At 69.3% G+C, this 24,475-nt stretch carries 25 protein-coding genes; 16 read left to right on the top strand and 9 right to left on the bottom strand.

What is annotated here, in order from left to right:
• Positions 1 to 17 precede the first annotated feature (17 nt).
• Together MTBUT4_RS00125 and MTBUT4_RS00120 are read right to left on the bottom strand one after the other, a co-directional pair.
• Entirely contained in the window at positions 18 to 608 is a 591-nt protein-coding gene (locus MTBUT4_RS00125) for an isoprenylcysteine carboxylmethyltransferase family protein (protein WP_173977631.1), read from the bottom strand.
• On the bottom strand, positions 605 to 1,102 hold the full coding sequence (locus tag MTBUT4_RS00120; protein WP_173977630.1) for a hypothetical protein: 498 nt from the start codon (positions 1,100 to 1,102) through the stop codon (positions 605 to 607). The genes MTBUT4_RS00125 and MTBUT4_RS00120 overlap by 4 nt, the downstream gene beginning before the upstream one ends.
• 152 nt (positions 1,103 to 1,254) lie before the next feature.
• Between MTBUT4_RS00120 and rpsT the strand changes: the two genes are divergently transcribed.
• From rpsT to MTBUT4_RS00085, 7 genes are all read left to right on the top strand, one after another.
• Positions 1,255 to 1,527: a 30S ribosomal protein S20 gene (gene rpsT / locus MTBUT4_RS00115; RefSeq protein WP_173977629.1), complete on the top strand. Its 273-nt coding sequence runs from the start codon at positions 1,255 to 1,257 to the stop codon at positions 1,525 to 1,527.
• 524 nt (positions 1,528 to 2,051) lie between these two features.
• Complete coding sequence (gene dnaA, locus MTBUT4_RS00110) at positions 2,052 to 3,425, top strand: chromosomal replication initiator protein DnaA (RefSeq protein ID WP_173977628.1); 1,374 nt, start codon at positions 2,052 to 2,054, stop codon at positions 3,423 to 3,425.
• A gap of 127 nt (positions 3,426 to 3,552) precedes the next feature.
• Positions 3,553 to 4,671: a DNA polymerase III subunit beta gene (gene dnaN / locus MTBUT4_RS00105; RefSeq protein ID WP_173977627.1), complete on the top strand. Its 1,119-nt coding sequence runs from the start codon at positions 3,553 to 3,555 to the stop codon at positions 4,669 to 4,671.
• Positions 4,668 to 5,846 carry a DNA replication/repair protein RecF gene (recF, locus tag MTBUT4_RS00100; protein WP_173977626.1) on the top strand — a complete coding sequence of 393 codons (1,179 nt, stop codon included), beginning with the start codon at positions 4,668 to 4,670 and terminating at the stop codon, positions 5,844 to 5,846. The genes dnaN and recF overlap by 4 nt, the downstream gene beginning before the upstream one ends.
• Before the next feature lie 81 nt (positions 5,847 to 5,927).
• Complete coding sequence (gene gyrB / locus MTBUT4_RS00095; protein WP_254434674.1) at positions 5,928 to 8,399, top strand: DNA topoisomerase (ATP-hydrolyzing) subunit B; 2,472 nt, start codon at positions 5,928 to 5,930, stop codon at positions 8,397 to 8,399.
• A 13-nt stretch (positions 8,400 to 8,412) separates the two neighbouring features.
• Positions 8,413 to 8,931 carry a GNAT family N-acetyltransferase gene (locus tag MTBUT4_RS00090; RefSeq protein WP_173977625.1) on the top strand — a complete coding sequence of 173 codons (519 nt, stop codon included), beginning with the start codon at positions 8,413 to 8,415 and terminating at the stop codon, positions 8,929 to 8,931.
• A 128-nt stretch (positions 8,932 to 9,059) separates the two neighbouring features.
• A complete protein-coding gene (locus MTBUT4_RS00085) occupies positions 9,060 to 9,437 on the top strand; it encodes a peptidoglycan-binding domain-containing protein (RefSeq protein ID WP_173977624.1) in 378 nt (125 codons plus the stop codon).
• Between the two features lie 243 nt (positions 9,438 to 9,680).
• On the opposite strand, the gene MTBUT4_RS00080 is transcribed toward MTBUT4_RS00085, so the two are convergent.
• Together MTBUT4_RS00080 and MTBUT4_RS00075 are read right to left on the bottom strand one after the other, a co-directional pair.
• The gene (locus MTBUT4_RS00080; protein WP_173977623.1) at positions 9,681 to 12,176 is read right to left on the bottom strand and encodes a bacteriohemerythrin; all 2,496 of its coding nucleotides are present in this window, start codon (positions 12,174 to 12,176) and stop codon (positions 9,681 to 9,683) included.
• Between the two features lie 121 nt (positions 12,177 to 12,297).
• On the bottom strand, positions 12,298 to 12,510 hold the full coding sequence (locus tag MTBUT4_RS00075) for a hypothetical protein (protein ID WP_173977622.1): 213 nt from the start codon (positions 12,508 to 12,510) through the stop codon (positions 12,298 to 12,300).
• Positions 12,511 to 12,580: 70 nt separating this feature from the next.
• On the opposite strand from MTBUT4_RS00075, the gene mog reads away from it, so the two are divergent.
• The 7 genes from mog to truA all read left to right on the top strand — a co-directional run bounded on the left by mog (position 12,581) and on the right by truA (position 17,167).
• A complete protein-coding gene (gene mog / locus MTBUT4_RS00070) occupies positions 12,581 to 13,117 on the top strand; it encodes a molybdopterin adenylyltransferase (protein ID WP_173977621.1) in 537 nt (178 codons plus the stop codon).
• A 79-nt stretch (positions 13,118 to 13,196) separates the two neighbouring features.
• The gene (locus MTBUT4_RS00065; protein ID WP_173977620.1) at positions 13,197 to 13,880 is read left to right on the top strand and encodes a c-type cytochrome; all 684 of its coding nucleotides are present in this window, start codon (positions 13,197 to 13,199) and stop codon (positions 13,878 to 13,880) included.
• A gap of 327 nt (positions 13,881 to 14,207) precedes the next feature.
• Complete coding sequence (def, locus tag MTBUT4_RS00060) at positions 14,208 to 14,729, top strand: peptide deformylase (protein WP_173977619.1); 522 nt, start codon at positions 14,208 to 14,210, stop codon at positions 14,727 to 14,729.
• Between the two features lie 17 nt (positions 14,730 to 14,746).
• Positions 14,747 to 15,640, top strand: coding sequence for a methionyl-tRNA formyltransferase (gene fmt / locus MTBUT4_RS00055; RefSeq protein ID WP_173977727.1), 894 nt, complete (start codon positions 14,747 to 14,749; stop codon positions 15,638 to 15,640).
• 65 nt (positions 15,641 to 15,705) lie between these two features.
• Positions 15,706 to 16,020 carry a nucleotidyltransferase domain-containing protein gene (locus MTBUT4_RS00050; protein ID WP_173977618.1) on the top strand — a complete coding sequence of 105 codons (315 nt, stop codon included), beginning with the start codon at positions 15,706 to 15,708 and terminating at the stop codon, positions 16,018 to 16,020.
• Positions 16,007 to 16,411, top strand: a complete 405-nt coding sequence (locus MTBUT4_RS00045) for a HEPN domain-containing protein (RefSeq protein WP_173977617.1) — start codon at positions 16,007 to 16,009, stop codon at positions 16,409 to 16,411. Before MTBUT4_RS00050 ends, MTBUT4_RS00045 begins: the two co-directional genes overlap by 14 nt.
• Positions 16,412 to 16,429: 18 nt before the next feature.
• Positions 16,430 to 17,167, top strand: coding sequence for a tRNA pseudouridine(38-40) synthase TruA (truA, locus tag MTBUT4_RS00040; protein WP_173977616.1), 738 nt, complete (start codon positions 16,430 to 16,432; stop codon positions 17,165 to 17,167).
• On the opposite strand, the gene MTBUT4_RS00035 is transcribed toward truA, so the two are convergent.
• The 5 genes from MTBUT4_RS00035 to MTBUT4_RS00015 all read right to left on the bottom strand — a co-directional run bounded on the left by MTBUT4_RS00035 (position 17,161) and on the right by MTBUT4_RS00015 (position 21,171).
• Positions 17,161 to 17,628, bottom strand: a complete 468-nt coding sequence (locus MTBUT4_RS00035; RefSeq protein WP_173977615.1) for a GNAT family N-acetyltransferase — start codon at positions 17,626 to 17,628, stop codon at positions 17,161 to 17,163. The genes truA and MTBUT4_RS00035 overlap by 7 nt on opposite strands.
• Before the next feature lie 31 nt (positions 17,629 to 17,659).
• Positions 17,660 to 18,220 (bottom strand): hypothetical protein, encoded by a 561-nt coding sequence (locus MTBUT4_RS00030; protein ID WP_173977614.1) that lies wholly within the window; start codon positions 18,218 to 18,220, stop codon positions 17,660 to 17,662.
• Positions 18,217 to 19,350 (bottom strand): succinyl-diaminopimelate desuccinylase, encoded by a 1,134-nt coding sequence (dapE, locus tag MTBUT4_RS00025; protein WP_254434681.1) that lies wholly within the window; start codon positions 19,348 to 19,350, stop codon positions 18,217 to 18,219. Before dapE ends, MTBUT4_RS00030 begins: the two co-directional genes overlap by 4 nt.
• Before the next feature lie 170 nt (positions 19,351 to 19,520).
• Positions 19,521 to 20,363: a 2,3,4,5-tetrahydropyridine-2,6-dicarboxylate N-succinyltransferase gene (gene dapD / locus MTBUT4_RS00020; protein ID WP_173977612.1), complete on the bottom strand. Its 843-nt coding sequence runs from the start codon at positions 20,361 to 20,363 to the stop codon at positions 19,521 to 19,523.
• Between the two features lie 103 nt (positions 20,364 to 20,466).
• Entirely contained in the window at positions 20,467 to 21,171 is a 705-nt protein-coding gene (locus MTBUT4_RS00015; RefSeq protein ID WP_173977611.1) for a pyrimidine 5'-nucleotidase, read from the bottom strand.
• 120 nt (positions 21,172 to 21,291) lie between these two features.
• Between MTBUT4_RS00015 and MTBUT4_RS00010 the strand changes: the two genes are divergently transcribed.
• On the top strand, positions 21,292 to 22,986 hold the full coding sequence (locus MTBUT4_RS00010) for a diguanylate cyclase domain-containing protein (RefSeq protein WP_173977610.1): 1,695 nt from the start codon (positions 21,292 to 21,294) through the stop codon (positions 22,984 to 22,986).
• 4 nt (positions 22,987 to 22,990) lie between these two features.
• Positions 22,991 to 24,265, top strand: coding sequence for a DUF2336 domain-containing protein (locus MTBUT4_RS00005; protein WP_254434673.1), 1,275 nt, complete (start codon positions 22,991 to 22,993; stop codon positions 24,263 to 24,265).
• The last annotated feature ends 210 nt before the right edge of the window (positions 24,266 to 24,475 follow it).

Here is a 24,475-nt window from a genome sequence, read left to right as displayed (position 1 = left end):
TCACCCCACCGGCGCCGTCACCCCGGCGGCGGCACCCGGCCGCGCCACGGCAGCAGCGCCGGCACCCGCGCCCGGTAGTCCAGGTAGGCGCCGCCGTACAGGGCGACCAGCTTGCGTTCCTCGGCCCAGGTGCCGAGGAGCAGGTACAGGCTGCCCCACACCGCCGTCGCCAGCCCCAGCGGATTGAAGGCGCCGCCCCACAGGATGAGGAAGCCGGCGGCGTAGAGCGGGTGGCGGACATAGGCGTGGGGACCGTCCAGCCGCAGGCCTTCGTCCTCGCTCTCGCCCCTCAGCTGGGCCAGGCCGCCCAGCCGGCCGAGGTCATAGAATCGGGCCGCCCACAGCAGCAGCCCCCAGCCGACCAGGTGAACCACGCCCATGCCCGCCGCCAGCCAGCCCGGCAGCGCGAAGGCCGGGCGGTCGCCCAGGGCGAAGCCCCCCACCGCCATCACCAGCGCCACCTGCAGCACCGCGACGATATTGTATGCAAGACGGTAGCGCCGCCCCAGCCACGGGCGCAGCCTGCGCTTCACCGCCGGCAAGGCGAGGCCGGAATGGCCGAGGGCGAAGGCGGCCCAGGCCAGCGCGTAGGCCAGGTGGGCGCTCACCCGTCATCCTCGTCGTCGAGGCCGCCGCGGTCGATCACCGCCACCAGGCGGGCGGCGCCGAACTTGCCCGAAACATCGAGTTCGGCCGCCTTGGCCAGCACGGCGCGGCCATCGGCGGTCAGGCCCTGGCGGGCCAGGCAATAGCCCAGCCCCACCAGCGCCTGCAGGTACAGGCGCGGCCACGGCTCGATGCGGCCGAAGCCGGCATCATTGGGGCGCACCTCGGCCCAGTCGGGCGGCAGCTGCAGGCGGCGGGCGGCCAGGGCCAGCACCGCGCGGGCCTGCTCGACGGCCTCGTCATAGCGGTGGCGGTAGAAATGGAACTTGTAGGCGCCGATGCGCGCCGCCAGCGCCTCGGGCGCGGCGGCGACAGCGGCCTCCACATGGGCGGCGGCGGCGGCCTCGTCGTGCCACAGGCCGGCGGCCAGGGTGAGCGCCGCCCGTGCCGGCTCGGGGATGTCGAGCGGCAGGCCGGGGGAATCGTCCTCGATCATGGCGGGACCTTGCGGGTTGCGAAGCGGCGGCGGACCCCCACCTTGTAGCGCGATCCGGCGCCCGGGTCGATTCCCGCTTGACGCCCCGGAGCGGCGCAACTATAAACGCGCCTTCGATTTTGCGACGAACCCTTGCCCACAGGTTTTGATCCATGGCCCATCATAAGTCGGCTAAGAAGCGCATCCGCCAGACCGAGCGCCGCACCGAAGTCAACCGCGCCCGCGTCAGCCGCATCCGCACCTTCGTCAAGAAGGTCGAGCTCGCCATCGCCGGCGGCAATACCGAGGAAGCCCGTTCCGCCCTGATGGCCGCCGAGCCCGAGCTGATGAAGGGCGCCCAGGCCGGCGTGCTGCACAAGAACACCGCTTCGCGCAAGGTGGCCCGCCTGGTCGCCCGCGTGAAGGACATGAAGCCGCTGGCCTGACCGGCGGACATCTCCGCGTTCCGAGGGGGCCGCGCCACTGGCGCGGCCCCCTTGTTTTTGCGAGTCCGGCGGGATTCCCGGCAGAGCCGGAATGCAAGCGAAAAATTTCATTCGTTCCCGATCCGGTCCTGTTGTCAGTAACGGAGGGCGCCGCTAGAGTCCGATCCCTCCCGGCACCATTGAAGAAAATTGCAAGCAATTTTACGGAAGTATTCGAGTTATTCTAAAAGCTTCAAACTTATATTTGTCGCGCACCCATATCTTTTGTCATGCTTTGGTATTCGTTTTCTGATTCTGGTTTACTTGCTTAGGTCAGAGGGGTATTCCTGAACGGTCGGAACGGTCCGCTGGTGGCGGCCGCACCGGCCGCGGATGCGGCATCGCGCCGGTCCGCGAAGGCCTGCCCGATATGGAGGGGGGAATGTCGTCTGTTCGGTGGAGCCGGGTCCGGCTCAAGAGTCGTCTCCGACGCCAAGACTTCGCTGTGCGTCAGGTGGCTTGAGAGCAGACTTCGGGGGCTTGAAATGACCAATTCCGAGTGGGATCGCATCGTGGGGCGCCTGCGCGACGAAGTCGGCGACGCCGCCTACCGTTCCTGGCTGCGCCCCATCACCTGCCAGGGGGTGAACGACGGCTCGGTGCGCCTCGGCCTGCCCACCCGCTTCATGCGCGACTGGGTGGCCACCCACTACGCCGAACGCATCCGCAGCCTGTGGGGTGCCGAAAATCCCGCCATCCGCGCCGTCGAGGTGGTGGTCGAGGGGACCCGGTCGGCTACCGCCCTCGCCCCGGCCCCCGGTTCTGCGCCGGCTCCGGCGCCGCAATGCGCCGCGCCGGCCAAGGTCATCCCCATGCCCCAGCCCGACACCGACGACCTGGGGGCGCAGCTCGACCCGCGCTACACCTTCCGCAACTTCATCGTCGGCAAGCCCAACGAATTCGCCCAGGCCGCCGCCCAGCGCGTCGCCGAGGCCCGGGCGGTGTCGTTCAACCCGCTGTTCCTGTACGGCGGCGTCGGCCTGGGCAAGACCCACCTGATGCACGCCATCGCCTGGCACATCCGCGAGCACAACCCCGAGCGCCGGGTGCTGTACCTGTCGGCCGAGAAGTTCATGTACCGCTTCATCCGGGCGCTGCGCAGCCAGGACACCATGTCGTTCAAGGAGCAGTTCCGCTCCGTCGACGTGCTGATGGTCGACGACGTCCAGTTCATCGCCGGCAAGGACGCGACCCAGGAGGAGTTCTTCCACACCTTCAACGCCCTGGTCGACCAGGGCCGCCAGATCGTGATCTCGGCCGACAAGTCGCCGTCGGACCTGGAGGGCATGGAGGAGCGGCTGAAGTCGCGCCTCAATTCCGGCCTGGTCGCCGACATCCACGCCACCACCTACGAACTGCGCCTGGGGATTCTGCACTCGAAGGCCGAGCAGATGGGCGTGGTGGTGCCGCAGAAGGTGATGGAATTCCTCGCCCACAAGATTTCCAGCAACGTCCGCGAACTGGAAGGGGCGCTGAACCGCGTGGTCGCCCATTCCCAGCTGGTGGGCCGCGCCATCACCCTGGAAACCACCCAGGAGGTGCTGCACGACCTGCTGCGGGCCTCGGACCGCCGGATCACCATCGAGGAGATCCAGAAGCGGGTGGCCGAGCATTTCAACATCAAGCTCTCGGAGATGTCCTCGGCGCGGCGCTCGCGCCAGGTCGCCCGGCCGCGCCAGGTCGCCATGTACCTGGCCAAGCAGCTGACCAGCCGCAGCCTGCCCGAGATCGGGCGCAAGTTCGGCGGCCGCGACCACACCACCGTCATGCATGCGGTGAAGAAGGTCGAGGAGCTGAGGGATTCCGACCACAACTTCTCCGAGGACGTGGAACTGCTGCGGCGCATGCTGCAGGGATGACCCCCGGGCGCGCGGGCATGTGATCATCACCCCGAATCCGCTTTGAGGCCCCGGCGCCTGTGATATACTGGCGGACCCTGCCGCAAGGGGGGGAGCAGGCATCAAGAACCGGATCGTCCACAACGCCATGAAGCTGACCATCGAGCGCGCCCAGCTGCTGAAGTCGCTGGCCCATGTGCAGAGCGTCGTCGAACGCCGCAACACCATCCCGATCCTGTCCAACGTCAAGCTCGAAGGCCGGCCCGGCTCGCTGTCGTTGAACGCCACCGACATGGACCTCGACATCGTCGAGACGGTCGCCGCAGACGTGGCGCGCCCGGGCGCCACCACCGCCCCCGCCCACACCTTCTACGAGATCGTGCGCAAGCTGCCCGAGGGCAGCCAGGTCGAGCTGGAATACCAGGCCGAGGACGGCCAGCTGACGCTGCGCTCGGGCCGTTCCAAGTTCTCGCTGGCCTGCCTGCCGGTCGAGGACTTCCCCGTCCTGTCGGGCGGCGAGCTGCCGCACACCTTCGTGCTGTCGGCGGCCGAGCTGAAGACCCTGATCGACCGCACCCGCTTCGCCATCTCGACGGAAGAGACCCGTTATTACCTGAACGGCATCTACCTGCACGGCGCCGCCGGCCCCAACGGCGACGTGCTGCGCGCCGCCGCCACCGACGGCCACCGCCTGGCCCGGGTCGAGATCACCCTGCCCGAGGGGGCCGCCGGCCTGCCCGGCGTGATCGTGCCCAGGAAGGCGGTCAACGAGATCCGCAAGCTGATCGACGAGACCGAGGCCGAGATCACCGTGTCGCTGTCCGAGACCAAGCTGCGCTTCGCCTTCGGCGACGCGGTGCTGACCTCGAAGCTGATCGACGGAACCTTCCCCGATTACGAGCGGGTGATCCCCGCCGACAACGACAAGATCCTGGACGTCGACGTGGAAAGCTTCGCCAAGGCGGTGGACCGCGTCTCGGCCATCTCGACCGAAAAGAGCCGGGCCATCAAGCTGGCCCTCGAGAAGGGCACCGTCACCCTGTCCGCCTCCAGCCCCGAAAGCGGCAGCGCGGTCGAGGAGATCGAGGCCCAGTTCGAGGCCACGCCGCTGGAGATCGGCTTCAACTCGCGCTATCTGCTCGACATCCTGTCCCAGGTGGAGGGCGACACCGCCCGCTTCGCCATGGCCGACGCCGCCAGCCCGACGGTGGTGCGCGACCTGGCCGATGCCAGCGCCATCTACGTGCTGATGCCGATGCGGGTGTGACCACGGACCCGGAGGACGCCCAGGACGCGTCGCGCCGGCTGGCGGTGCGGCGCCTCACGCTGACCGATTTCCGCTGCTATCCGTTCCTGCGCCTGGAGGCCGATCCGCGGCCGGTGGTGCTGACCGGGGCCAACGGCGCCGGCAAGACCAACCTGCTGGAGGCGCTGTCCTTCCTGACCCCGGGCCGCGGCATGCGGCGGGCGACCCTGTCCGAGGTGGCGCGACGCGAGGCCCAGGATGGCGCGCCGTGGGCGGTGGCGGCGGTCCTGGACGGCCCCGGCGGGCCGGTGGAGATCGGCACCGGGCGCGAACCCGGTTCGGAACGGCGAACGGTCCGCATCGGCGGTAGCCCCGCCAAGGCCCGCGAGCTGGACGGCATCGCTTCGGCACTGTGGCTGACCCCGGCCATGGACCGCCTGTTCACCGAGGGGGCCGGGGGGCGGCGGCGCTTCCTGGATCGCCTGGTGTTCGGCCAGGACCACGGCCACGCCGCCGCCGCCGCCGCCTACGAGCACGCCATGCGGGAACGCACGCGGCTGCTGAAGGCGGGAGGCGGCGACGCCGCCTGGCTGACGGCGCTGGAGGACGCCATGGCCCGCCACGGGGCGACCATGGCGGCGGCCCGCAACGCCGCGGTGGCGCGCCTGGATGCGGCCTGCGCCGAAGCGGTGGGGCCGTTCCCGGCGGCCCGGCTGGCCCTGGCCGGCGAGGTCGAGGGCTGGACCGCCGAAGGCGGTGCCGCCGCGGCCGAGGACCGCCTGAGGGCCGCCCTGTTTCGCGCGCGCGCGCGAGACGAGGCGGCGGGGGCGGCCACCATCGGCCCGCATCGCACCGATCTGGCGGTGCGGCATGCGGGCAGGGATTTGCCGGCCGGGCAATGCTCGACCGGCGAGCAGAAGGCGGTGCTGGTGTCCATCGTCCTGGCCCAGGCCCGCGTGCGCACGGCCCTGTCCGGCCTGGCGCCGCTGCTGCTGCTGGACGAGGTGGCGGCGCACCTGGACGCCACCCGGCGCGCCGCCTTGTACGACGTGCTCTCGGGCCTCAACGCCCAGAGCTGGATGACCGGAACCGACGAACGCACGTTCGAAAGCTTCGGCGAGAGGGCCCAGTATTTCCGCGTCGAGAGTGCGACGGTAGTTAAGAATGATTTTTTGCCCACAGATGAACACCGATAAACACAGATAATCGACGAGTGTTTTTCTATCCGTGTTTATCTGTGTTCATCTGTGGGCAATGACAGGAAGGTTTAAGAGACCATGACCGAGCCCATGACCCAGACCCCCGAAGCGGCCGAGGAATACGGCGCCGGATCCATCCAGGTGCTGCGCGGCCTGGAGGCGGTGCGCAAGCGTCCCGGCATGTATATCGGCGACACCGACGACGGCTCGGGCCTGCACCGCATGATCTACGAAGCGGTGGACAACGCCGTCGACGAAATCATGAACGGCTATGGCGACCGCTGCGAGGTGGTGCTGAACGCCGACGGCTCGATCCGGGTGTCCGACAACGGGCGCGGCATCCCGGTCGACATCCATCCCGAGGAAGGCGTCTCGGCGGCCGAGGTGGCGCTGACCAAGCTGCATGCCGGCGGCAAGTTCGACCAGAATTCCAACCGCATCTCGTCGGGCCTGCACGGGGTCGGCATCTCGGTGGTCAATGCCCTGTCCGAATGGCTGGAGCTGCGCATCTGGCGCCAGGGCAAGGAACACTTCATGCGCTTCCGCATGGGCGAGCCGGAATCCCCCCTGGCGGTGGTCGGCGCGTGCGGCGACCGCACCGGCACCGAGGTGATGTTCCTGCCCTCCAAGGGCACCTTCTCGCACACCGATTTCGACTTCGCCACCGTCGAGCACCGCCTGCGCGAGCTGGCCTTCCTCAACAGCCGCGCCACCCTGACGCTGCGCGACGAGCGCCATCCCGAGATCCGCGAGGCGCTGCTGCACTACGACGGCGGCGTCCAGGCCTTCGTGCAGTGGCTGGACCGCTCGAAGGAAGCGCTGCATGCCCCCATCCTGGTGGCGGCCGAACGCGAGGTGGTGCGGGTCGAGCTGTCGATGGAATGGACCGACAGCTACCACGAGACCTGCCTGTGCTTCACCAACAACGTGCCGCAGAAGGACGGCGGCACCCACCTGGCCGGCTTCCGGGCGGCGCTGACCCGCACCGTCAACAAGTACGCCAATGAATCGGGCATCGCCAAGAAGGAGAAGATGGCGCTGTCCGGCGAGGACATGCGCGAGGGCCTGACCTGCGTGCTGTCGGTCAAGATGCCCGACCCCAAGTTCTCCAGCCAGGCCAAGGAGAAGCTGGTGTCGTCCGAGGTGCGTCCGCTGGTCGAGGCGATCGTCGCCGACAAGCTGTCCGAATGGTTCGAGGAGCATCCGCAAGAGGCCCGCAAGATCGTCGGCAAGGTGGTCGAGGCAGCCGCCGCCCGCGAGGCGGCGCGCAAGGCGCGCGAGCTGGTGCGCCGGCCCAGCGGCCTCGACATGGCCACCCTGCCGGGCAAGCTGGCCGACTGCCAGGAGCGCGACCCGGCGCTGTCGGAACTGTTCATCGTCGAGGGCGATTCGGCCGGCGGCTCGGCCAAACAGGGGCGCAACCGCGCCAACCAGGCGATCCTGCCGCTGAAGGGCAAGATCCTCAACGTCGAGCGCGCCCGCTTCGACAAGATGCTGTCCTCGGCCGAGATCGGCACCCTGATCGCCGCCCTGGGCACCGGCATCGGGCGCCCCAGCGAAGGCGATTCCGACCCGGCGGGCTTCAACATCGCCAAGGCCCGCTACCACAAGATCATCATCATGACCGACGCCGACGTCGATGGCAGCCACATCCGCACCCTGCTGCTGACGTTCTTCTTCCGCCAGATGCCCGAGATCATCGAGAGGGGCTATCTCTACATCGCCCAGCCGCCGCTCTACCGCGCCAAACGCGGGCAGTCCGAGGTCTATCTCAAGGACGAGCGGGCGCTGGAGGAATACCTGATCGACGGCGGCCTGTCCGACGCCGTGCTGCGCCTGGGCGCCAAGGACGGCAAGGGCGGCGCCCAGGTCGGCGGCGCCGAATTGCGCGCCCTGACCGAGCAGGCGCGCGGGGTGCGCGGCCTGCTGGGGCCGCTGTCGCGCCGGGTGCCCATGCGCATCGTCGAGCAGGTGGCCATCGCCGGGGCGCTGAACCCCGCCCTGCTGACCGACGCTGCCGCCGGCACCGCCATGGCCGCCGCCGTGGCGACCCGGCTGGACGCGCTGGAGGCGGTGATCGAGCGCGGCTGGCAGGGCGAATGGGTGGAAGGCGACGGCTGGCTGTTCCGCCGGACCTTGCGGGGCGTGTCCGAGACCCACGCGGTGAATTCCGCCATCGTGCGGTCGCAGGAGGCGCGCCGCCTGATGGAGCAGGCGGCATCCCTGCGCGAAGTGTTCGCCGACGCCGCCACCCTGCTGGTCAAGGACCGCGAAGTCCCGATCAGCGGCCCGGTGGCGCTGCTGTCGGCGGTCATGGACCAGGGCAAGAAGGGCATCAACTTCCAGCGCTACAAGGGCCTGGGCGAGATGAACCCGGAACAGCTGTGGGAAACCACCCTCGACCCCGCCGCCCGCTCGCTGCTGCAGGTCCGCGTCAACCACGCCGACGACGCCGAGGAGGTGTTCTCCACCCTGATGGGCGACGTGGTCGAACCGAGGCGCGAATTCATCCAGACCAACGCGCTGAAGGTGGCGAATCTGGACGTGTAGTGGAAGGGGCGCAATGGGGCGATCAGAGAGCATTATCTCGCTGGTGCAATTGGCCCCGGAGCAATTTCCTGCTTCATCACAACTGCACGGCTACGCCGAAGATCTCGCCAATATCCTCAACGAGGACGAGGAACTTGGGTTCGCGCTGGGGCGGACCAAGCATGCCCCTCAGGAAACCGCCCAGACCGTTCTCGCGCATGCCCGAAAGTGGTGCGTCAAGCACGACGCCATCTTCTTTGCAGTCGTTCACGACCAGCGGGCGGCAATCGGCACTATCAGCCTGAGCCACATGGATCTGCAGAGCAGGACCGCGAGCATCGGCTACTGGATCGGGACACGCTTCCAGGGGCACGGCTACGGAGGGGCGGCCTTCCGTAATCTGGTTGCGTTCGCCCGGACACTTGGCGTCCGTTTGCTATCCGGGCAGATCGGGGCCGCCAATCATGCATCCCGACAAATCTGGGAGCGCAATGGCGCAGAGATCGTGCGCGACGGCACCACGCTGAAGGCCACTCTCCTCATTGAACCGTAGGCGAACGGGGCGTTTCCAGTCGCATCCCCGTCAAGTTGTTCCGTATATGTTCTTGACAAGGGCGTGAGGAATATATACCCTTATGGCGCTGGGATTGCTGCCAGCCCCTGGAATGGAGATGTGTCCCAATGTCCTGGTTCAAGCTGAAGGAGCCCATGGGCTCGAGTTATCGCGTCGATCCTGTCGACATCAAGAACACCAAGCGCGCGCTGAACGTGCTTGGCTATTACAACGTCCCGTCCCATCGCGGCATCGACGATTGGACCGATGACGCGATGTTCGATGGCATCCGCCGCTTTCAGAAGGCCAATGGCCTGAAGGTGGACGGATTTATGCGCCCGGGCGGCCCCACCGAACTGGCTTTCAATCGACTCATCCAACGCCAGTCCGTGGGTTCGCCCCGCTTCGCCAATATCGGCGACATCGAGCTGGCGAGCATGTGTGCCTGTACGGCGAGCGACGACAATCCGTGGGGCTCCGGCCCTGACGACGATCTGCGCTTCTGAGCCGGATGCTATCAGGTTGAATCGCGAGGCGATCCAACCTGATAGCATCCGGCTCTAAGATCAAGGACTTAACTGACGCCGCTTTGCACGTTATCTGTCACCCGACACGTGAGGCATGACATTTGTACCGAGAAGCAATTTAACTGATAACGCCCTCTAGGATTTCTGCGCCTTTCCGGGCGGCGTCGTCCTCCCTTCTTACGAAATCTCACATGAGGCCTGCGGGGGCCTGTCACCCGACATTCAGGCCTTCACCGCCGCCAGGAATTGCTGCACCTCCTCGCGCAGGCGGCCGGCGTGGCCGCCCAGGGATTCGGCCGAGGCGGCCACCATCTGGGCGGCGTGGTCGGCCCGCTCGGCGGCATGCAGCACGTCGGCGATGTTGGCGGTGACGCTGTCGGTTCCCTGCGCGGTGTCCTGGACGTTGCGGCTGATCTCGGCGGTCGCCGCCTCCTGTTCCTCCACTGCCGCCGCCACCGCCGACGAGATCTCGTTGATGCCGTCGATGCGCGAGACCACCAGGCGGATGGCATTGGCGGAATCCTGGGTCACCCGCTGGATGCCGCCGATCTGCTCGACGATCTCCTCGGTCGCCTTGGAGGTCTGGTTGGCCAGGTTCTTGACCTCGTTGGCGACCACCGCGAAGCCGCGCCCGGCCTCGCCGGCGCGGGCCGCCTCGATGGTGGCGTTGAGGGCCAGCAGGTTGGTCTGGGCGGCGATGCCCTGGATCAGCTTGACCACCTCGCCGATGCGGGCGGCCGAACTCAGCATGCCTTCCACCAGGCCGTTGGTGCGCTGGGCATGCTCCACCGCTTCGCGGGTGGCGCCGGCCTGGGCGTGAACCTGGCGGGCGATCTCGCGGATCGAGGCGGTCAGCTGCTCGGTGGCGGCGGCCGCCGACTGCACCCGTCCGGCGGCGTCATGGGCGGCGTCGGCGACCACGCCGCTGCGCGACATGGTCTCGCTCACCACTTCGGTCATCACCCCGGCCGAGTCGAGCAGCCGCCCCGACCCGTCGGACACCTCTGCGACGAAGGCCGACATGCGGGCGTCGAACGCCGTGATGGCCTGTTCCTTGCGCAGCATGGCCTCGACCCGGGCCTGGCTTTCCACCCAGCCCTCGGCGCCGGTCAGTTCCGAGGCGATCAGCTTCTCCTTGAAGAACTGGACGGCGCGGGCCATATCGCCCAGTTCGTCGCGCGCCCCCTGGCCGGGGACGTCGACGGTGCGGTCGCCCTCGGCCAGGCGGTTGGTGCAGCCGGTCAGCGCCAGCAGCGGCGGCACGATGCCGGCGACGATGACCATGGCGCCGACCACCACCGCCGCCACCACCAGGCCGAGGAAGGCGGCCAGGCCCCACAGGGTACGGGAAAGCTCGCCCAGGCGGCGCTCGGCGCCGGCGATCAGGGCGGCGGCGGCCTCGTCCTCCAGCGCCTTCATCTGGTCGATGCGCACGGTGGTGGCCTTGAACCACTCGGGCGCCTTGATGTCGCCGGTGGTGCCGGTGAACGGGCTGGCGATGGCGACGTCGCGCCATTGCGCCACGCCCTTCTCGGCCTCGCTTTGCTGCAGCTTCAGCAGCCCGGCGATCAGCGGCGGCGCGGCCAGGCGGCGGAAGCTGTGGAAGAAGGCGCTCTGCTCCGCCCACAGCTCGACCAGGCGGCGGTGCAGGGCCGGCGCGAACTGGCCGGCGGCGAAGCCGGCGGAACCGACCGCCCGTTCCTGTCCGGCGCGTTCCTTGGCGTTGATGATGGCGGTGTAGGCGGCCATCTCGCGCACCGTCTCGGGCTCGTCGGCCATGTGCACCAGCGCCTCGACGGCGGCGATCTGGTTGGCGATGGCGCCGGTGTAGAACTTGATCGCCTGCGGCGGCGGCATGGACAGGGCGGTCACGCCCTCGCGGGTGCCGCCCAGTCCGTCGAGGTCGGCCAGCGCCACCGTCACCTGGCGGGCGATGTCGGGAGCCAGCTTCGGCAGCGCCGCGGTGGCGGCGGTGCGGAAGGCGGCCAGCCGGGTGTCGGTGGCCTGGCGCTGGTCGCCCAGCTCCGGCCCGAACTGGGTGCCCTTGCTGCCCAGGAACAGGGCCGAGGCGCCGCGTTCCTTCTGCATTTCGTGGATCAGCGCGCTGCTGACGGTGCCCAGGCGGGCGAGGTCGAGAATGGCGGTCTGGCGTCCCACCCTGGCCGCCGAATCGGCCAGCGAGATCGCCGCCATGCCGAGGATGACCAGCAGCGGCACCGCCACCAGCAGCATGATGCGGGTCTTGAGGCGCAGCACGTCGGTCCGCCGCGCCAGGATCGACAGCAAGCCGCGACGGCGGTGGTGGCCGGCGACGTCGGCCACCCCCTTCTCGCGGAAGAACTCGCGCATCTTGAGGTCGTTTCCGACCACGTGGTTGATGAACCACGCCTTGAGGAAATCGAGGACGGCGCGGGCGGCGCGCTCGTCGGTGCCGAGCATGCGCTCCAGCTCGCCCAGCTTCTCGGCGGTGGTGCCGTGCTGGTCGGCATGCTCGTCGAAGCCGGGATAGCCGGTCCGGCGCAGCAGATCCTCCTCGCGGGCAAAATGCTCCTGGACGTGGCGGCGCAGGCTTGCCATGGCCTGGCCCAGCACCTGGGCACCACGGTGGTTCTCCACCGCCTCGTGCAGGGTGTTGATGAGGTCGACGATTTCGCGGTGATCGGCGTCGAGAACCGATACGCCGACCGACAACTCGTCGGTCCACGCCAGAAGCGCCATCGGGTTCCTCCCATGTCGTCCGGTGATTAAGACCCGGTTACCCTTTTTATTGGGTAAAGAGGATATCACATTCGAAACTGGCCGGAAGGCCGGCCGGGCTATTCCTTATGGATGGGAAACCTCAGCTTTCCTTGGGCTGGCGGGTCCGGAAGGCCTCCAGCATCGCCGTCTTGACGTCGGACGAGCGGGCGTCGGGGAAGGAATCGGCGAGGATGTCCCAGACCCGGCCGTTGTTCAGCACCTCGCGCCCGAAGGTGTCGAGGTCGGCGGCATTCTCGTCATCGAGCATGGCGCCGATGATGGCGGTCATGCGGTCGCGGTTGGCCTGGTCCATGGCGGGTCCTTGTGGTCGGCGTCGGCCCAGCCTACCTTGGGCATCCCCCCGTCCGCCACAAGGACCTGTCATGACCGCACCCGCCGCCATCGGTTTCGTCACCGTCTCGGACCGCGCCTCCAGCGGGGTCTACCAGGACCTGGGGGGCCCGGCCATGCAGGAGTGGATCGGCAAGGCGCTGACCTCGCCGTGGCGGGCGGTGGCGCGCCTGATCCCCGACGAGCAGGCGGTGATCGAGGCGGTTCTGCGGGAACTGGCCGATGTCGAGACCTGCGCCCTGATCGTCACCACCGGCGGCACCGGCCCGGCGCCCCGCGACGTCACCCCGGAAGCCACCGAGGCGGTGTGCGAGCGGATGATGCCGGGCTTCGGCGAGCTGATGCGGGCGGTCAGCCTGACTATGGTGCCCACCGCCATCCTGTCGCGCCAGACCGCCGGCATCCGGGGCCGCTCGCTGATCGTCAACCTGCCGGGCAAGCCCAGCGCCATCGCCGATTGCCTGGCGGCGGTGATGCCGGCCATCCCCTATTGCATCGACCTCATCGGCGGTCCGTTCCTGGAAACCGACCCGGCCTTCTGCGCGGCGTTCCGGCCCAAGCAGAAGTAGCCACTTGACCGCGCTCAAAGTGCTCGCGCCCGGCGCCGCGCCATAAACGCCGATCGGCACCGGCAGGAGAGCGGCGGCAATGCGGGCGTGGGCGATGGTGGTGGTGGCGGCGATGCTGGCCGGACCGGCGGCGGCGGATGCGCCGGCTCCGGTGACGCTGCCCAACGGCAAGACCTGGACCTATGACGCCGAATCGGGGCGCGACATCATGCGCACCTGCGCCGCCTGCCACGGCGAATACGGCGAGGGCGGCGGCGGCGGGGTCTATCCGCGCCTGTCGGGGATGCACCCCGACTACCTGGCCGAGCAGCTGCGCCGCTTCAAGTCGCGGGAGCGCGAGAACATTCCCATGATCCCCTACGCCACCGAGCGCGAGCTGCCCGAGAAGGACGTGCTCGACGTCTCCCATTACCTGGCCGCCATCAAGCCGCCCCGGCACCCGCCTTCCGACGCGGTGGCCATGGACGCCTTCGAGCGCCTCAAGCTGGCCAAGCAGGCGGTGCAGATCCCGCGCGAGCCCGGCGATGTCGAGGCCGGGCGCAAGCTCTATGACGGCGAATGCATGGAATGCCACGGCCGCGACGGCCAGGGCCGGGTGAGGAAGCCGCCGCTGGCGCAGCAGCACGTCAAGTACCTGCGCGCCCAGATCGACCTGTTCCTGACCGGCCGCCGCCCGCACGACGACGTCGACGAACTGATCCGCCCCAAGACCGAGGCCGACTGGCGCAATCTGTGGGCCTATGTCTCGACCTTGGATGATTGAGGTTTGCCCTTGGAGCACGTCTCGTGCGCAGGCGCTTCCACCGCGATCGGCAACACGGATGGGCACGGATGCCACGGATGGGGGTGATGACGCGCGTCGCGCGCCAAGCCCCCCAAAATCCGTGCCCATCCGCGGCCGGCGCAGCCGGTATCCGTGCCATCCGTGTTGCCATGGATGACTGCCAACGGCTTGACCGGACAGGCGTGGGCTTGACCCGCCCATGACAATGGACTGTGCTTCGGGTTTCAGGCTCGACGCTCCGAGCTTGACGCTTCGCCCAAGCTTCCATATGTCACGGATGGATTACGAAGAAAGGTCCGTCCGGCCATGGCCGTGCTTCCCATCCTGACCGCTCCCGATCCCCGCCTGAAGCAGAAGGCGGCCGCCGTCGCGGCCGTCGACGACCAGGTGCGCCGGCTGATGGCCGACATGTTGGAAACCATGTACGACGCCCCCGGCATCGGCCTGGCGGCGCCCCAGATCGGGGTCGGCAAGCGGGTGATCGTTCTCGATATCGGCAAGTCCGAGGAGGACCGTTACCCCATCGAGATGGCCAATCCCGAGATCGTCTGGGCGTCGGACGACGACAATTCCTATGAGGAAGGCTGCCTGTCGGTGCCCGAGCACTACGCCCAGGTGGTGCGTCCGCGCGCCGTGCGGGTGCGCTATCTCGACCGCCAGAACGAGATCCGCGAGATGGAGGCCGACGGCCTGCTCGCCACCGTGCTGCAGCACGAGATGGACCACCTGGACGGCGTCCTGTTCATCGACCACATCTCGTCGATCCGGCGCAACATGATCCTGCGCAAGCTGCTGAAGTCCAAGAAGGAAGCGGTGCCGGTCCGGTGAACTACCGCCTCGCCTTCATGGGAACGCCGGACTTCTCGGTGCCGATCCTGGCGGCGCTGATGGAGGCCGGGCACGACGTCGCCTGCGTCTATTCGCAGCCGCCCCGCCCGGCGGGGCGCGGCCACAAGGAACAGCCGACCCCGGTCCACGCCTTCGCCGCCGCCCGCGGGCTGGAGGTGCGCACGCCGAAATCGCTGAAGGGGGCCGAGGCGCAGGCCGAGTTCGCCGCCCTGGACCTGGACGTGGCGGTGGTGGCGGCCTATGGCCTGATCCTGCCCAAGGCGGTGCTGGACGCGCCGCGCCTGGGCTGCCTCAACGTCCATGCCTCGCTGCTGCCGCGCTGGCGCGGCGCCGCCCCCATCCAGCGCGCCATCCAGGCCGGCGATTGCGAGACCGGCGTCACCATCATGCAGATGGACGAAGGCCTGGACACCGGCGCCATGCTGCTGATGGAACGCCTGCCCATCACCGCCACCACCACCGCCGCCGGCCTGCATGACGCGCTGGCGGCCATGGGGGCGCGGATGATGGTCGATGCCCTGGCCCGCCTGCCCGACCTGGTGCCGGTGCCGCAGCCGGCCGAGGGCATCACCTATGCCGCCAAGCTGGCCAAGGACGACGGCCGCCTCGACTGGAGCCGCCCGGCGGCCGAGCTGGAGCGCCAGGTGCGGGCGCTGAACCCGTGGCCGGGGGTGTGGTGCGAGCTGGCCGGCGAACGCCTGAAGGTGCTGGCCGCCGAAATAGCGGATGGACGAGGCGCCCCCGGCACCGTGCTGGACGATGGCCTGAGCGTGGCCTGCGGCGCCGGCGCCCTGCGCCCGACCCGGGTCCAGCGCCCGGGCAAGGCCCCCATGAGCACGGCCGAGATGCTGCGGGGATACGCGGTGCCCAGGGGCACGGTGCTGGGGTGACCGGCGAGGGAATGATCCGCCAAATGCCGGATGCAACCTCTCCGCGGCTTGGGTACACTCGTTCCATGATGACCGTGCCGGACTCGCTGCTGCAGACCATCATCGAGGTCTATGCCCCTCGGCGCATCGTGCTGTTCGGCAGCCAGGCCCGCGGCGACGCCGGCCCCGACAGCGACCTCGATCTGGTGGTGGTGCTGGACGACGATGCGCCGCCGGAAGCGCTGTCGTGGCGCAACCGCAATGCCGCCCGCAAGGGCTATGCCGGAGCGGTGGACATCGTCCCCTGCCGCGAAAGCGTGCTGGCGGAGCGCGCCCTGGCCGCCGGCTCGTTCGCGGATACCATCCTCCGCGAAGGCCAAGTGATCTATGAGCGGCATTGATGCCCGGCGGGGCGAGGCCGCCCGCTGGTTCGCCAAGGCCGGCGAGGACCGCCGCTCCGCCGAGCTGTTGCTGGCGGACGACCCGCCCCTGCTCCACCCGGCCGCCTTCCATTGCCAGCAGGCGGGCGAGAAGCTGATCAAGGGGCTGCTGGTCGCTGCCGGGCAGACCATCCCGAAGAGCCATGATTTGTGGCGGCTGGCCGCTCTGGCGGTGCCGCTTTATCCCCAGCTCGCGGCCGACATCGAGGCCGTGTCCGATTTCACGCCCTGGGGCACCGGCACCCGCTACCCCGACCTGGAAGCGGATCTCGGCATCGTGCCGCAGGATATCCGCGACGCCCTGGACCGGCTGAAACGGTTTCACGGCAACGCCATGACGGTGGTGGATTGACCCGACAGGCTTTCTGGCATGCCCCGCTACAAGCTTCTGATCGAATATGACGGCGGCCCCTTCGTCGGGTGGCAGCGCCAGCGGGCCGGGCTGTCGGTGCAGGGGGTGCTGGAGGCGGCCATCGGGCGCTTCTGCCAGGCCGAGGTGACCGTGCTGGCGGCGGGGCGGACCGATGCCGGGGTTCATGCCGCCGGGCAGGTGGTGCATGTGGACCTGCCGCGCGACTATCCCGCCGACACCGTGCGCGACGCGCTGAACTTCCACATGAAGCCGCATCCGGTGGCGGTGCTGGCGGCCGAGGCGGTGGGCGACGATTTCCACGCCCGCTTCTCGGCCACCGGGCGGGCCTATCTCTACCGCCTGCTCAACCGCCGCGCCCCGGCGGTGCTGGAGCGCGGACGGGCGTGGTGGGTGGCGACGGCGCTGGATGCCGGGGCCATGGCCGAGGCGGCGCGCCATCTTCTCGGCCACCACGACTTCACCACCTTCCGCGCCTCGGAATGCCAGGCGAAAAGTCCGGTGAAGACGCTGGACCTGCTGGAGGTGAGCCGCGACGGCGATCTGATCCTGATCCGCGCGGCGGCGCGTTCGTTCCTGCACCACCAGGTGCGCAACATGGTCGGCACCCTCAAGCTGGTCGGCGAGGGCAAGTGGCGCCCCGACGACGTGCGCGCCGCGCTGGCGGCCCGCGACCGCGCCCGAGGCGGCCCCACCGCCCCGCCCGAGGGGCTGTACCTGACCGCAGTGCGCTACTGACCCGTCACCACCTTGACCATGTAGCACGCCACCTCGCCGTAGCCCGGCAGGAGGCCGCATTGGTGGCGGTGGAAGTCGTGGCGCTCCCAGAAGCGCCAGCTGCCGCTGACCGCGGTCAGCGCCATGCGGTCGAAGCCGTGGGCGCGGGCCACCGCCACCAGCATCTCCACCATGGACTCGGCGAGGCCCTGGCCGCGGGCATCGGGCAGCAGGGCCAGATCGTGCAGGTACAGGCAGTCGGGGGCGTCCGGCAGCTCCAGGATGCTGTCCAGCAGCGGCACCTGGCCCAGCCGCCAGGGATGGCTGAAGCAATAGCCGACCCGCTCGGTTCCGGCCGCCGCGGTGAAGCAGCCGGCGGGAAAGCGCACCAGCCGGCTGGCGAAGGCGCGGCCCGATTCGGGGTGGTCGGGGTGGACCCGCTCGGCGATCTCCAGCACCGCTCCCAGGTCGCCCGAACTCATCGGCCGCCACCCGGCCTCGCGCGCCACGGCCTCAGCCCCCGGCGACGCGATCGGTCACCGCGTTGGTGAGGCCCGACAGCAGCACGTCCAGCAGCACGATGCCGGCGGCGGTGGGCAGCCCGACGTCGAGCGCGACATGGGCGATATAGGCGCGATAGACCAGCAGGATGACGGTGATGCCCTGGACCAGCATCAGCAGCACCGGATGGGGCATCAGGGTGACGGCGGCCGCCGCCGGCAGCAGCACCGCGATCTGCACCACCGCCGACCAGTTGTAGGCGGCGATGTAGCGCATATAGGCGGGCCAGCGGTCCAGGCTGTCGGCGACCACGATCATCACCAGGGGAAAGGCGGTCCAGTCGATGACGTAGGCGATGGCGTGGGCGAGGCCGATGCGGAAGGTGAAATCCTCGCCGAACCCGCCGCCCAGCAATTGCAGGGCCACGAAGGCCGGCGCCACCAGCACCGCCGCCCAGAACGAATGCCAGTACCCGGCGGGCGAGCCGTCGATGCGCTGCAGCCCCTGGGGCCGGCGCCGCGCCAGCTCCCAGGCGCCGGAAACGCCCGCGGCGACCACGTTCCAGCGAATCATCCCGCCAGGCGCTCCAGCACGCCCTGGTAGATGCGGGTCAGCGCCTCGAGGTCGGCCACCGGCACGTTCTCGTCCACCTTGTGCATGGTCTGGCTGACCAGGCCGAATTCCAGCACCGGGCAATGGTGCTTGATGAAGCGGGCATCCGAGGTGCCGCCCGAGGTGGACTGCTCCGGGGTCAGGCCGGTGACCGCGCGCGCCGCCTCGGTCACCGCCGCCGACAGCGGCCCGGGCTCGGTCAGGAAGCTCTCGCCCGAGATCTCCACCGCCATCTCGTAATCGCCGCCGATGCCGTCGCAGGTGCGCTTCACCCATTCGGTCAGCGAGGCGCCCGAATGCAGGTCGTTGAAGCGGATGTTGAAGCCGGCGCGGGCCTGGCCGGGGATGACGTTGGTGGCCGGATTGCCGACGTCGATGGTGGTCAGCGCCAGGGTCGAGGCCTGGAAATGGGCCGAGCCGTGATCCAGCGGCGCGGCGGTCAGCGCGCGCAGCATGTCGAGCAGGCGCGGAATCGGATTGTCGGCGAGGTGGGGATAGGCGGCGTGGCCCTGGGTGCCGAACACCGTCAGCCTGACGTTCATGGAGCCGCGGCGGCCGATCTTCATCATCTCGCCCAGGCGGGTCGGGTTGGTGGGCTCGCCGACCAGGCAGCAATCGAGCGTTTCGCCGCGCGCCACCAGCCAGTCCAGCACCTTGACGGTGCCGTCCACCGCCGGGCCTTCCTCGTCGCCGGTGATGAGGAAACTGATGGAGCCGGCCGGCTCGCCCGCCTCCAACCGGCGCGCCACCGCCGCCACGAAACAGGCGATCGCCCCCTTCATGTCGGCGGCGCCGCGGCCGAACAGGCGGCCCTCGGCCACCGTCCCGGAGAACGGATCGAGGGTCCAGGCCCCGCCCGGCGGCACCACGTCGGTATGGCCGGCGAAGCAGAAGTTCGGCCCCTTGGCGCCGCGCCGGGCATAGAGGTTGCGGATCAGCGGCCCGCCGGTGGCCGAATCGACGGCATGGCAGGCGAAGCCCAGCCGCTCCAGCCAACCGCCCAGCAGCGCCATGGCGCCGGCATCCTCGGGCGTGACGCTGGGCCGGCGGATCAGCTCGGCGGCAAGGGCGACGGGGTCCTTCAGGTCGATCACGGCGGATCCTCGAACATTGGCTTCGTCGCATTCGGGCCTCATCCTGAGGAGCACCCCTGGAAGGGGTGCGTCTCGAAGGGCGAGGCCCGCCGCGGGATGTCCGTGGCCCGCCCCATCCTTCGAGACGCCTGCTTTCGCAGGCTCCTCAGGATGAGGCTACGGAGAGATCAATCGCGCAGCAGCTCGTTGATGGAGACCTTGGAGCGGGTCTTCTCATCGACGCGCTTGACGATGACCGCGCAATACAGGCTGGGGCCCATTTCGCCGTTGGGCATGGGCTTGCCCGGCATGGCGCCCGACACCACCACCGAATAGGCGGGAACGCGGCCGTACATCACCTCGCCGGTGGCGCGATCGACGATCTTGGTCGACTTGCCGATATAGACGCCCATGGACAGCACGGCGCCCTGCTCGACGATGACGCCCTCGGCCACCTCGGCCCGCGCCCCGATGAAGACGTCGTCCTCGATGATCACCGGGCCGGCCTGCAAGGGCTCGAGCACGCCGCCGATGCCGGCGCCGCCCGAGATGTGGACGTTGCGGCCGATCTGGGCGCACGAGCCGACGGTGGCCCAGGTATCGACCATGGTGCCGGACCCCACATAGGCGCCGACATTGACGAAGCACGGCAGCAGCACCGCCCCCGGGGCGATGAAGGCGGGCCGGCGCACCACGCAGCCGGGCACGGCGCGGAAGCCGTGGGCGCGGAAGGTGCCCTCGTCCCAGCCCTCGAACTTGGTGGCGACCTTGTCGAACCAGGTGGCGCCGTTGGGGCCGCCGGGGATGGGGCGCATGTCGTTGAGGCGGAAGGACAGCAGCACGGCCTTCTTCAGCCACTGGTGGGTGACCCACTGGCCGTCCACCTTCTCGGCCACCCGAAGATGCCCGGTGTCGAGCATGCCCAGCGCGGTCTCGACCGCCTCGCGCACGGCGCCGGTGGTCTGGAGGTTGACGCCGTCGCGCGCCTCCCAGGCGTCATCGATGGTCTTTTGCAGGTCGGCGAAGCTCATGGTCCCCTGTCCACTGTCGAGATTGGAATATCTGCCGCGCACCATAGCGCGTTGTCAGGTCAAGTCAAAGCTGCCCATCGGGGCGGGCCAAGGCGAAGCCGCCCTAAGGGCAGGCGCCCTCCAGCCACGCCACCAGATCCTCGGTGACGTGGTGGACGTGGGCCAGGTCGTCCTCGTCCTGGCTCACCACCTTGAAGTCGGGGTGGTTGTCCTGGCGCACCCACACCGTGGTCATGCCGATGGCCGCCGCCGGCTTGAGGTTGCGGTGGATGTCCTCGACCATGGCCGCCCGCGCCGGGTCGATGCCGAAGCGATCCACCATGGCGCGGTAGCAGGCCGGGTCGGGCTTGGGCACATAGGCGGCGGCGGCGATGTCGAAGATGCCCTCGAAACGGCCGGCGATGCCCAGGCGCTCCATCACCTTGACGGCATGGGCGGCGGAGCCGTTGGTGAAGATGAACTTGCGTCCCTTCAGCCGGGCCAGCGCCGCATCCAGGGCCGGGGCGGCGTCGAGCACGGTGTGGTCGATGTCGTGGACGTAATCCAGGAATTCGTCGGGCTCCAGCCCGTGCACCAGCATCAGCCCGCGCAGGGTGGTGCCGAACTCGCGGTAATAGCGCTTCTGCAGGGCGAAGGCCTGGTCCAGCGGCATCCCCAGCCGTGCCGCGATGAACTGGCGCATGCGCACGTCGATCTGCGGGAACAGACTGGACGATGCCGGGTACAGGGTATTGTCGAGATCGAACACCCACGCCTCGACATGGGCGAAGCCGTGGGGGCGGAATTCGGCGGCGGTCTGCGGTACCATGGGCAAGCTTTACCCGAGCGGCGGTGGGCTGCACAAGCGTCCTCACTTTCCGCATCGTTAACCCCGCTTCGTTATGGTAAGCAGGCAATCGTTGGAGCGGGCAGGGAAGTGAGCGGGGCAATGAGCGCGTCGCCCGACAGCAGGCGTGGCCGTCAGGTCGAACCGGGTCTCCGGTCGGTGGTGCTCGGCCAGGGCGGGCTGGCCGCCTATCCCGGCGCCGCGGTGGTGCTGTCCCGCAACGGCGCCGTGGTGGCCGCCAACGAGCGCGCCGAGACCCTGCGCGCCGCCCTCGCCGCCGGTCGGGTGCCGGGCCTGGAGCGGCTGCTGGCCAGCGCCGCGGGCGATGTCCGGATCCAGGTCGAGACGCTGCCGGCGCCCGGCGGCGGCTCGGTGATCCTGGAGCTGGTGGCGCTGCCCACCGACGACAACCACACCCTGCTGCTGGGCCGCGACATCACGCTGGAGCGCAACCTGCGCGCCGCTTTGGTGGAATCGCGCCAGCGCTACAAGGACCTGGTCGAGATCAGCTCGGACTTCGCCTGGGAGGTCGGCCCCGACGGCCGCTTCGCCTTCGTCAGCCCCAAGGGGGCGCTGGGCTTCTCGGCGGACGAGCTGGTCGGGCGCGAGCCGGCGGATTTCGTCGCCTCCGCCGATGACAGCCAGGGCACCTCGCCGTTCTCCGCCACCATGCCGGTCGAGGACGTCGAGATGTGGATGAACCAGAGCGACGGCAGCCAGGCCTGCCTGCTGTCCTCGTCGACGCCGCTGTTCAACGAGGCCGGGGAATGGACCGGCGCCCGCGGGGTGTGCCGCGACGTCACCCAGGAGCGCCTGCGCGACGCCGCCCTGTCGCGCGCCAACAACCGCGAGCGGCTGCTCAGCTACATCGTTCGCACCATCCGCGACGAGGTCGATCCCTCGGACACCCTGCGCGCCGCCGCCGAGGCCACGGCGCGGGCGCTCGGCGCCTCGGGCTGCCAGATCTTCCGCATCCTGGGCGATGAAGGCCGAACCTTCCAGCCCGCCGCCCAGTTCGGCACCTGGGGCGACGACAAGGCGGTGCTGGCCGCCTTCGCCGCCGCCGACCATTTCGACGACGACCTCAAGGGCTGGCACGTGCTGGCCACCGTCAGCCGCTACCGCCACGACATCAACGGCGCGGTGATCCTGTGGCGCGACCCCACCCGTCCGGGATGGGGCGACGACGACCGGCTGCTGATCGACGACGTCGCCAACCAGGTCGGCCTCGCCAACGAGCAGATCGGCAACCACGAGCGCATCCTCAGGCTGTCGCGCACCGATTCGCTGACCGGCCTGTTCAACCGCCGCGCCTTCTTCGAGGAGATCGCCCGGCGCTTCCAGCGCCTCGCCCGCGAGCACCGGCCGGCGGCGCTGATCTATGCCGACCTCGACAATTTCAAGGCGGTCAACGACATCCACGGCCACCAGGCCGGCGACAACGCGCTGCTGGTGGTGCGCGACCTGCTGCTGCAGCACACCCGCCCCACCGACATCGTCGCCCGCCTGGGCGGAGACGAATTCGCCATCTGGCTGGAAGGCGCCGAGGAGCGCATCGCGGTGGACCGCTGCCAGGCCATGTTGAACGCGGCCGTCGCCTTGGAGCGGCTGTCGGGCAGCCCCGACAAGAAGCTGGCCATCTCGCTGGGCGTGGCGGTGCACGGCGGCCCCAGCGGCGAGAGCCTGGACGACCTGGTCGCCCGCGCCGACAAGGCCATGTACACGGTCAAGCGCGAGGGCAAGGGCTCGTGGCGCCTGGCCCCGCCGCCGCCCGCATCTCCAGCCGTGGCGGGGTAGCCCCATGGTGGTCGGGATACTCAAGCGCCTGCTGGGCTCGAACCGCAACGTCGGCTACGAGGAGGCGCGCGAGCTGGCCGCCCACGCCGATCCCCAGGTGCGCGCCGAACTGGCGGGGCGTCGTGACCTGCGGCCCGAGATCCTCTATTTCCTGGCCGAGGACGACAATGCCGAGGTCCGGCGCCAGGTCGCCGCCAACCACCAGACACCGCCCCAGGGCAACCTGCTGCTGGCCGGAGACCGCGACGAAGCGGTGCGCTCCGATCTGGCCGGCAAGATCGCCCGCCTCGCCCCCGGCCTCACCGCGCACGAACAGGACCGATTGCGCCGCACCACCTACGAGGCCATCGAGATGCTGGCCCGCGACAGCCTGCCCAAGGTGCGCGAGATCCTGGCGCAGGCGCTGAAGGACGTGGCCGACGCCCCGCCCGAGGTGATCCGCCGGCTCGCCCGCGACGTCGAGATCGCGGTGGCCGGTCCGGTGCTGCAATTCTCGCCGGTGCTGACCGACGAGGACCTGCTGGAGATCATCGAGGGCGGCCCGATCCCCGGCGCCCTGGCCGCCATCTCGCAGCGCGCCCAGGTCAACGTCCGGGTGGCCGACGCCATCGCCGCCACCGAGGACATCGACGCCATCGCGGTGCTGCTGGGCAACGCCTCGGCGCAGATTCGCGAAGAGACCCTGGACCGCCTGATCGACCGCGCCGTCGACATCGAGGACTGGCACAAGCCGCTGGTCAGCCGGCCGGTGCTGCCGGCCAAGGCCGCGGTCAAGCTGGCCCGCTTCGTCGCCGCCAACCTGTTGCAGACCCTGGCCGAACGCAACGACCTCGACCGCGAGAGCACGGTGGCGGTGGCGGCGGCGGTGCGCCGGCGCCTCGACGAGATGGAACTGGGCGGTCCGGCCAAGGCCGAGGCCAAGAAGGCGGCCGACGATTCCGCGGCCATGGTGCGCGCCCGCCAGCTCCACGCCGAAGACAGGCTGGACGAAAGCACCATCGACGCCGCCCTGGCCGGCAACGAGCTCGCCTTCGTCACCGCCGCCCTGGCGGTGCTGGCCGACCTTCCGGTCGGCGTGCTGCGCAAGACCATCCAGACCCAGAGCGCCAAGGGCATCGTCGCCATCACCTGGAAGGCCGGCCTGTCCATGAGCCTGTGCGTCCAGCTTCAGGCCAAGCTGCTGCGCCTGCCCCAGGCCCGCATCGTCCGCGGCCGCGAAGGCGCCTTCCCGCTGACCCCCGACGAGATGGTCTGGCAGCTGGAATTCCTCAGCGAGTAAGCGGTTTTTTTGGTTCATCGCGGATTGGCGGGGAATCCTGGCCTTAGAGCCGGATGCTATCAGGTTGAATCGCGAGGCGATCCAACCTGATAGCTGAATCCGCCTCTAAATCAATAAATTAGAGTGCGATTCCCCGCGCGGGCGCATGGGCGCCGACTTACGTCATCCCGTATCCGTAGCCTCACCCTGAGGAGCCCCCTTGGGGGCGTC

This window comes from Magnetospirillum sp. UT-4, assembly GCF_902729435.1.
Lineage (GTDB): Bacteria > Pseudomonadota > Alphaproteobacteria > Rhodospirillales > Magnetospirillaceae > Magnetospirillum.
This window is presented reverse-complemented; position numbering and strand designations above follow the sequence as displayed.

Bases quoted from the DNA above. Each gene is read 5' to 3' on its own strand.
- MTBUT4_RS00120 (WP_173977630.1), bottom strand. From the start codon at position 1,102: ATGATCGAGGACGATTCCCCCGGCCTGCCGCTCGACATCCCCGAGCCG.
- rpsT (WP_173977629.1), top strand. From the start codon at position 1,255: ATGGCCCATCATAAGTCGGCTAAGAAGCGCATCCGCCAGACCGAGCGC.
- dnaA (WP_173977628.1), top strand. From the start codon at position 2,052: ATGACCAATTCCGAGTGGGATCGCATCGTGGGGCGCCTGCGCGACGAA.
- dnaN (WP_173977627.1), top strand. From the start codon at position 3,553: ATGAAGCTGACCATCGAGCGCGCCCAGCTGCTGAAGTCGCTGGCCCAT.
- gyrB (WP_254434674.1), top strand. From the start codon at position 5,928: ATGACCGAGCCCATGACCCAGACCCCCGAAGCGGCCGAGGAATACGGC.
- MTBUT4_RS00090 (WP_173977625.1), top strand. From the start codon at position 8,413: ATGGGGCGATCAGAGAGCATTATCTCGCTGGTGCAATTGGCCCCGGAG.
- MTBUT4_RS00085 (WP_173977624.1), top strand. From the start codon at position 9,060: ATGTCCTGGTTCAAGCTGAAGGAGCCCATGGGCTCGAGTTATCGCGTC.
- MTBUT4_RS00080 (WP_173977623.1), bottom strand. From the start codon at position 12,176: ATGGCGCTTCTGGCGTGGACCGACGAGTTGTCGGTCGGCGTATCGGTT.
- MTBUT4_RS00075 (WP_173977622.1), bottom strand. From the start codon at position 12,510: ATGGACCAGGCCAACCGCGACCGCATGACCGCCATCATCGGCGCCATG.
- mog (WP_173977621.1), top strand. From the start codon at position 12,581: ATGACCGCACCCGCCGCCATCGGTTTCGTCACCGTCTCGGACCGCGCC.
- MTBUT4_RS00065 (WP_173977620.1), top strand. From the start codon at position 13,197: ATGCGGGCGTGGGCGATGGTGGTGGTGGCGGCGATGCTGGCCGGACCG.
- def (WP_173977619.1), top strand. From the start codon at position 14,208: ATGGCCGTGCTTCCCATCCTGACCGCTCCCGATCCCCGCCTGAAGCAG.
- fmt (WP_173977727.1), top strand. From the start codon at position 14,747: ATGGGAACGCCGGACTTCTCGGTGCCGATCCTGGCGGCGCTGATGGAG.
- MTBUT4_RS00050 (WP_173977618.1), top strand. From the start codon at position 15,706: ATGATGACCGTGCCGGACTCGCTGCTGCAGACCATCATCGAGGTCTAT.
- MTBUT4_RS00045 (WP_173977617.1), top strand. From the start codon at position 16,007: ATGAGCGGCATTGATGCCCGGCGGGGCGAGGCCGCCCGCTGGTTCGCC.
- truA (WP_173977616.1), top strand. From the start codon at position 16,430: ATGCCCCGCTACAAGCTTCTGATCGAATATGACGGCGGCCCCTTCGTC.
- MTBUT4_RS00035 (WP_173977615.1), bottom strand. From the start codon at position 17,628: ATGAGTTCGGGCGACCTGGGAGCGGTGCTGGAGATCGCCGAGCGGGTC.
- MTBUT4_RS00030 (WP_173977614.1), bottom strand. From the start codon at position 18,220: ATGATTCGCTGGAACGTGGTCGCCGCGGGCGTTTCCGGCGCCTGGGAG.
- dapD (WP_173977612.1), bottom strand. From the start codon at position 20,363: ATGAGCTTCGCCGACCTGCAAAAGACCATCGATGACGCCTGGGAGGCG.
- MTBUT4_RS00015 (WP_173977611.1), bottom strand. From the start codon at position 21,171: ATGGTACCGCAGACCGCCGCCGAATTCCGCCCCCACGGCTTCGCCCAT.
- MTBUT4_RS00010 (WP_173977610.1), top strand. From the start codon at position 21,292: ATGAGCGCGTCGCCCGACAGCAGGCGTGGCCGTCAGGTCGAACCGGGT.
- MTBUT4_RS00005 (WP_254434673.1), top strand. From the start codon at position 22,991: ATGGTGGTCGGGATACTCAAGCGCCTGCTGGGCTCGAACCGCAACGTC.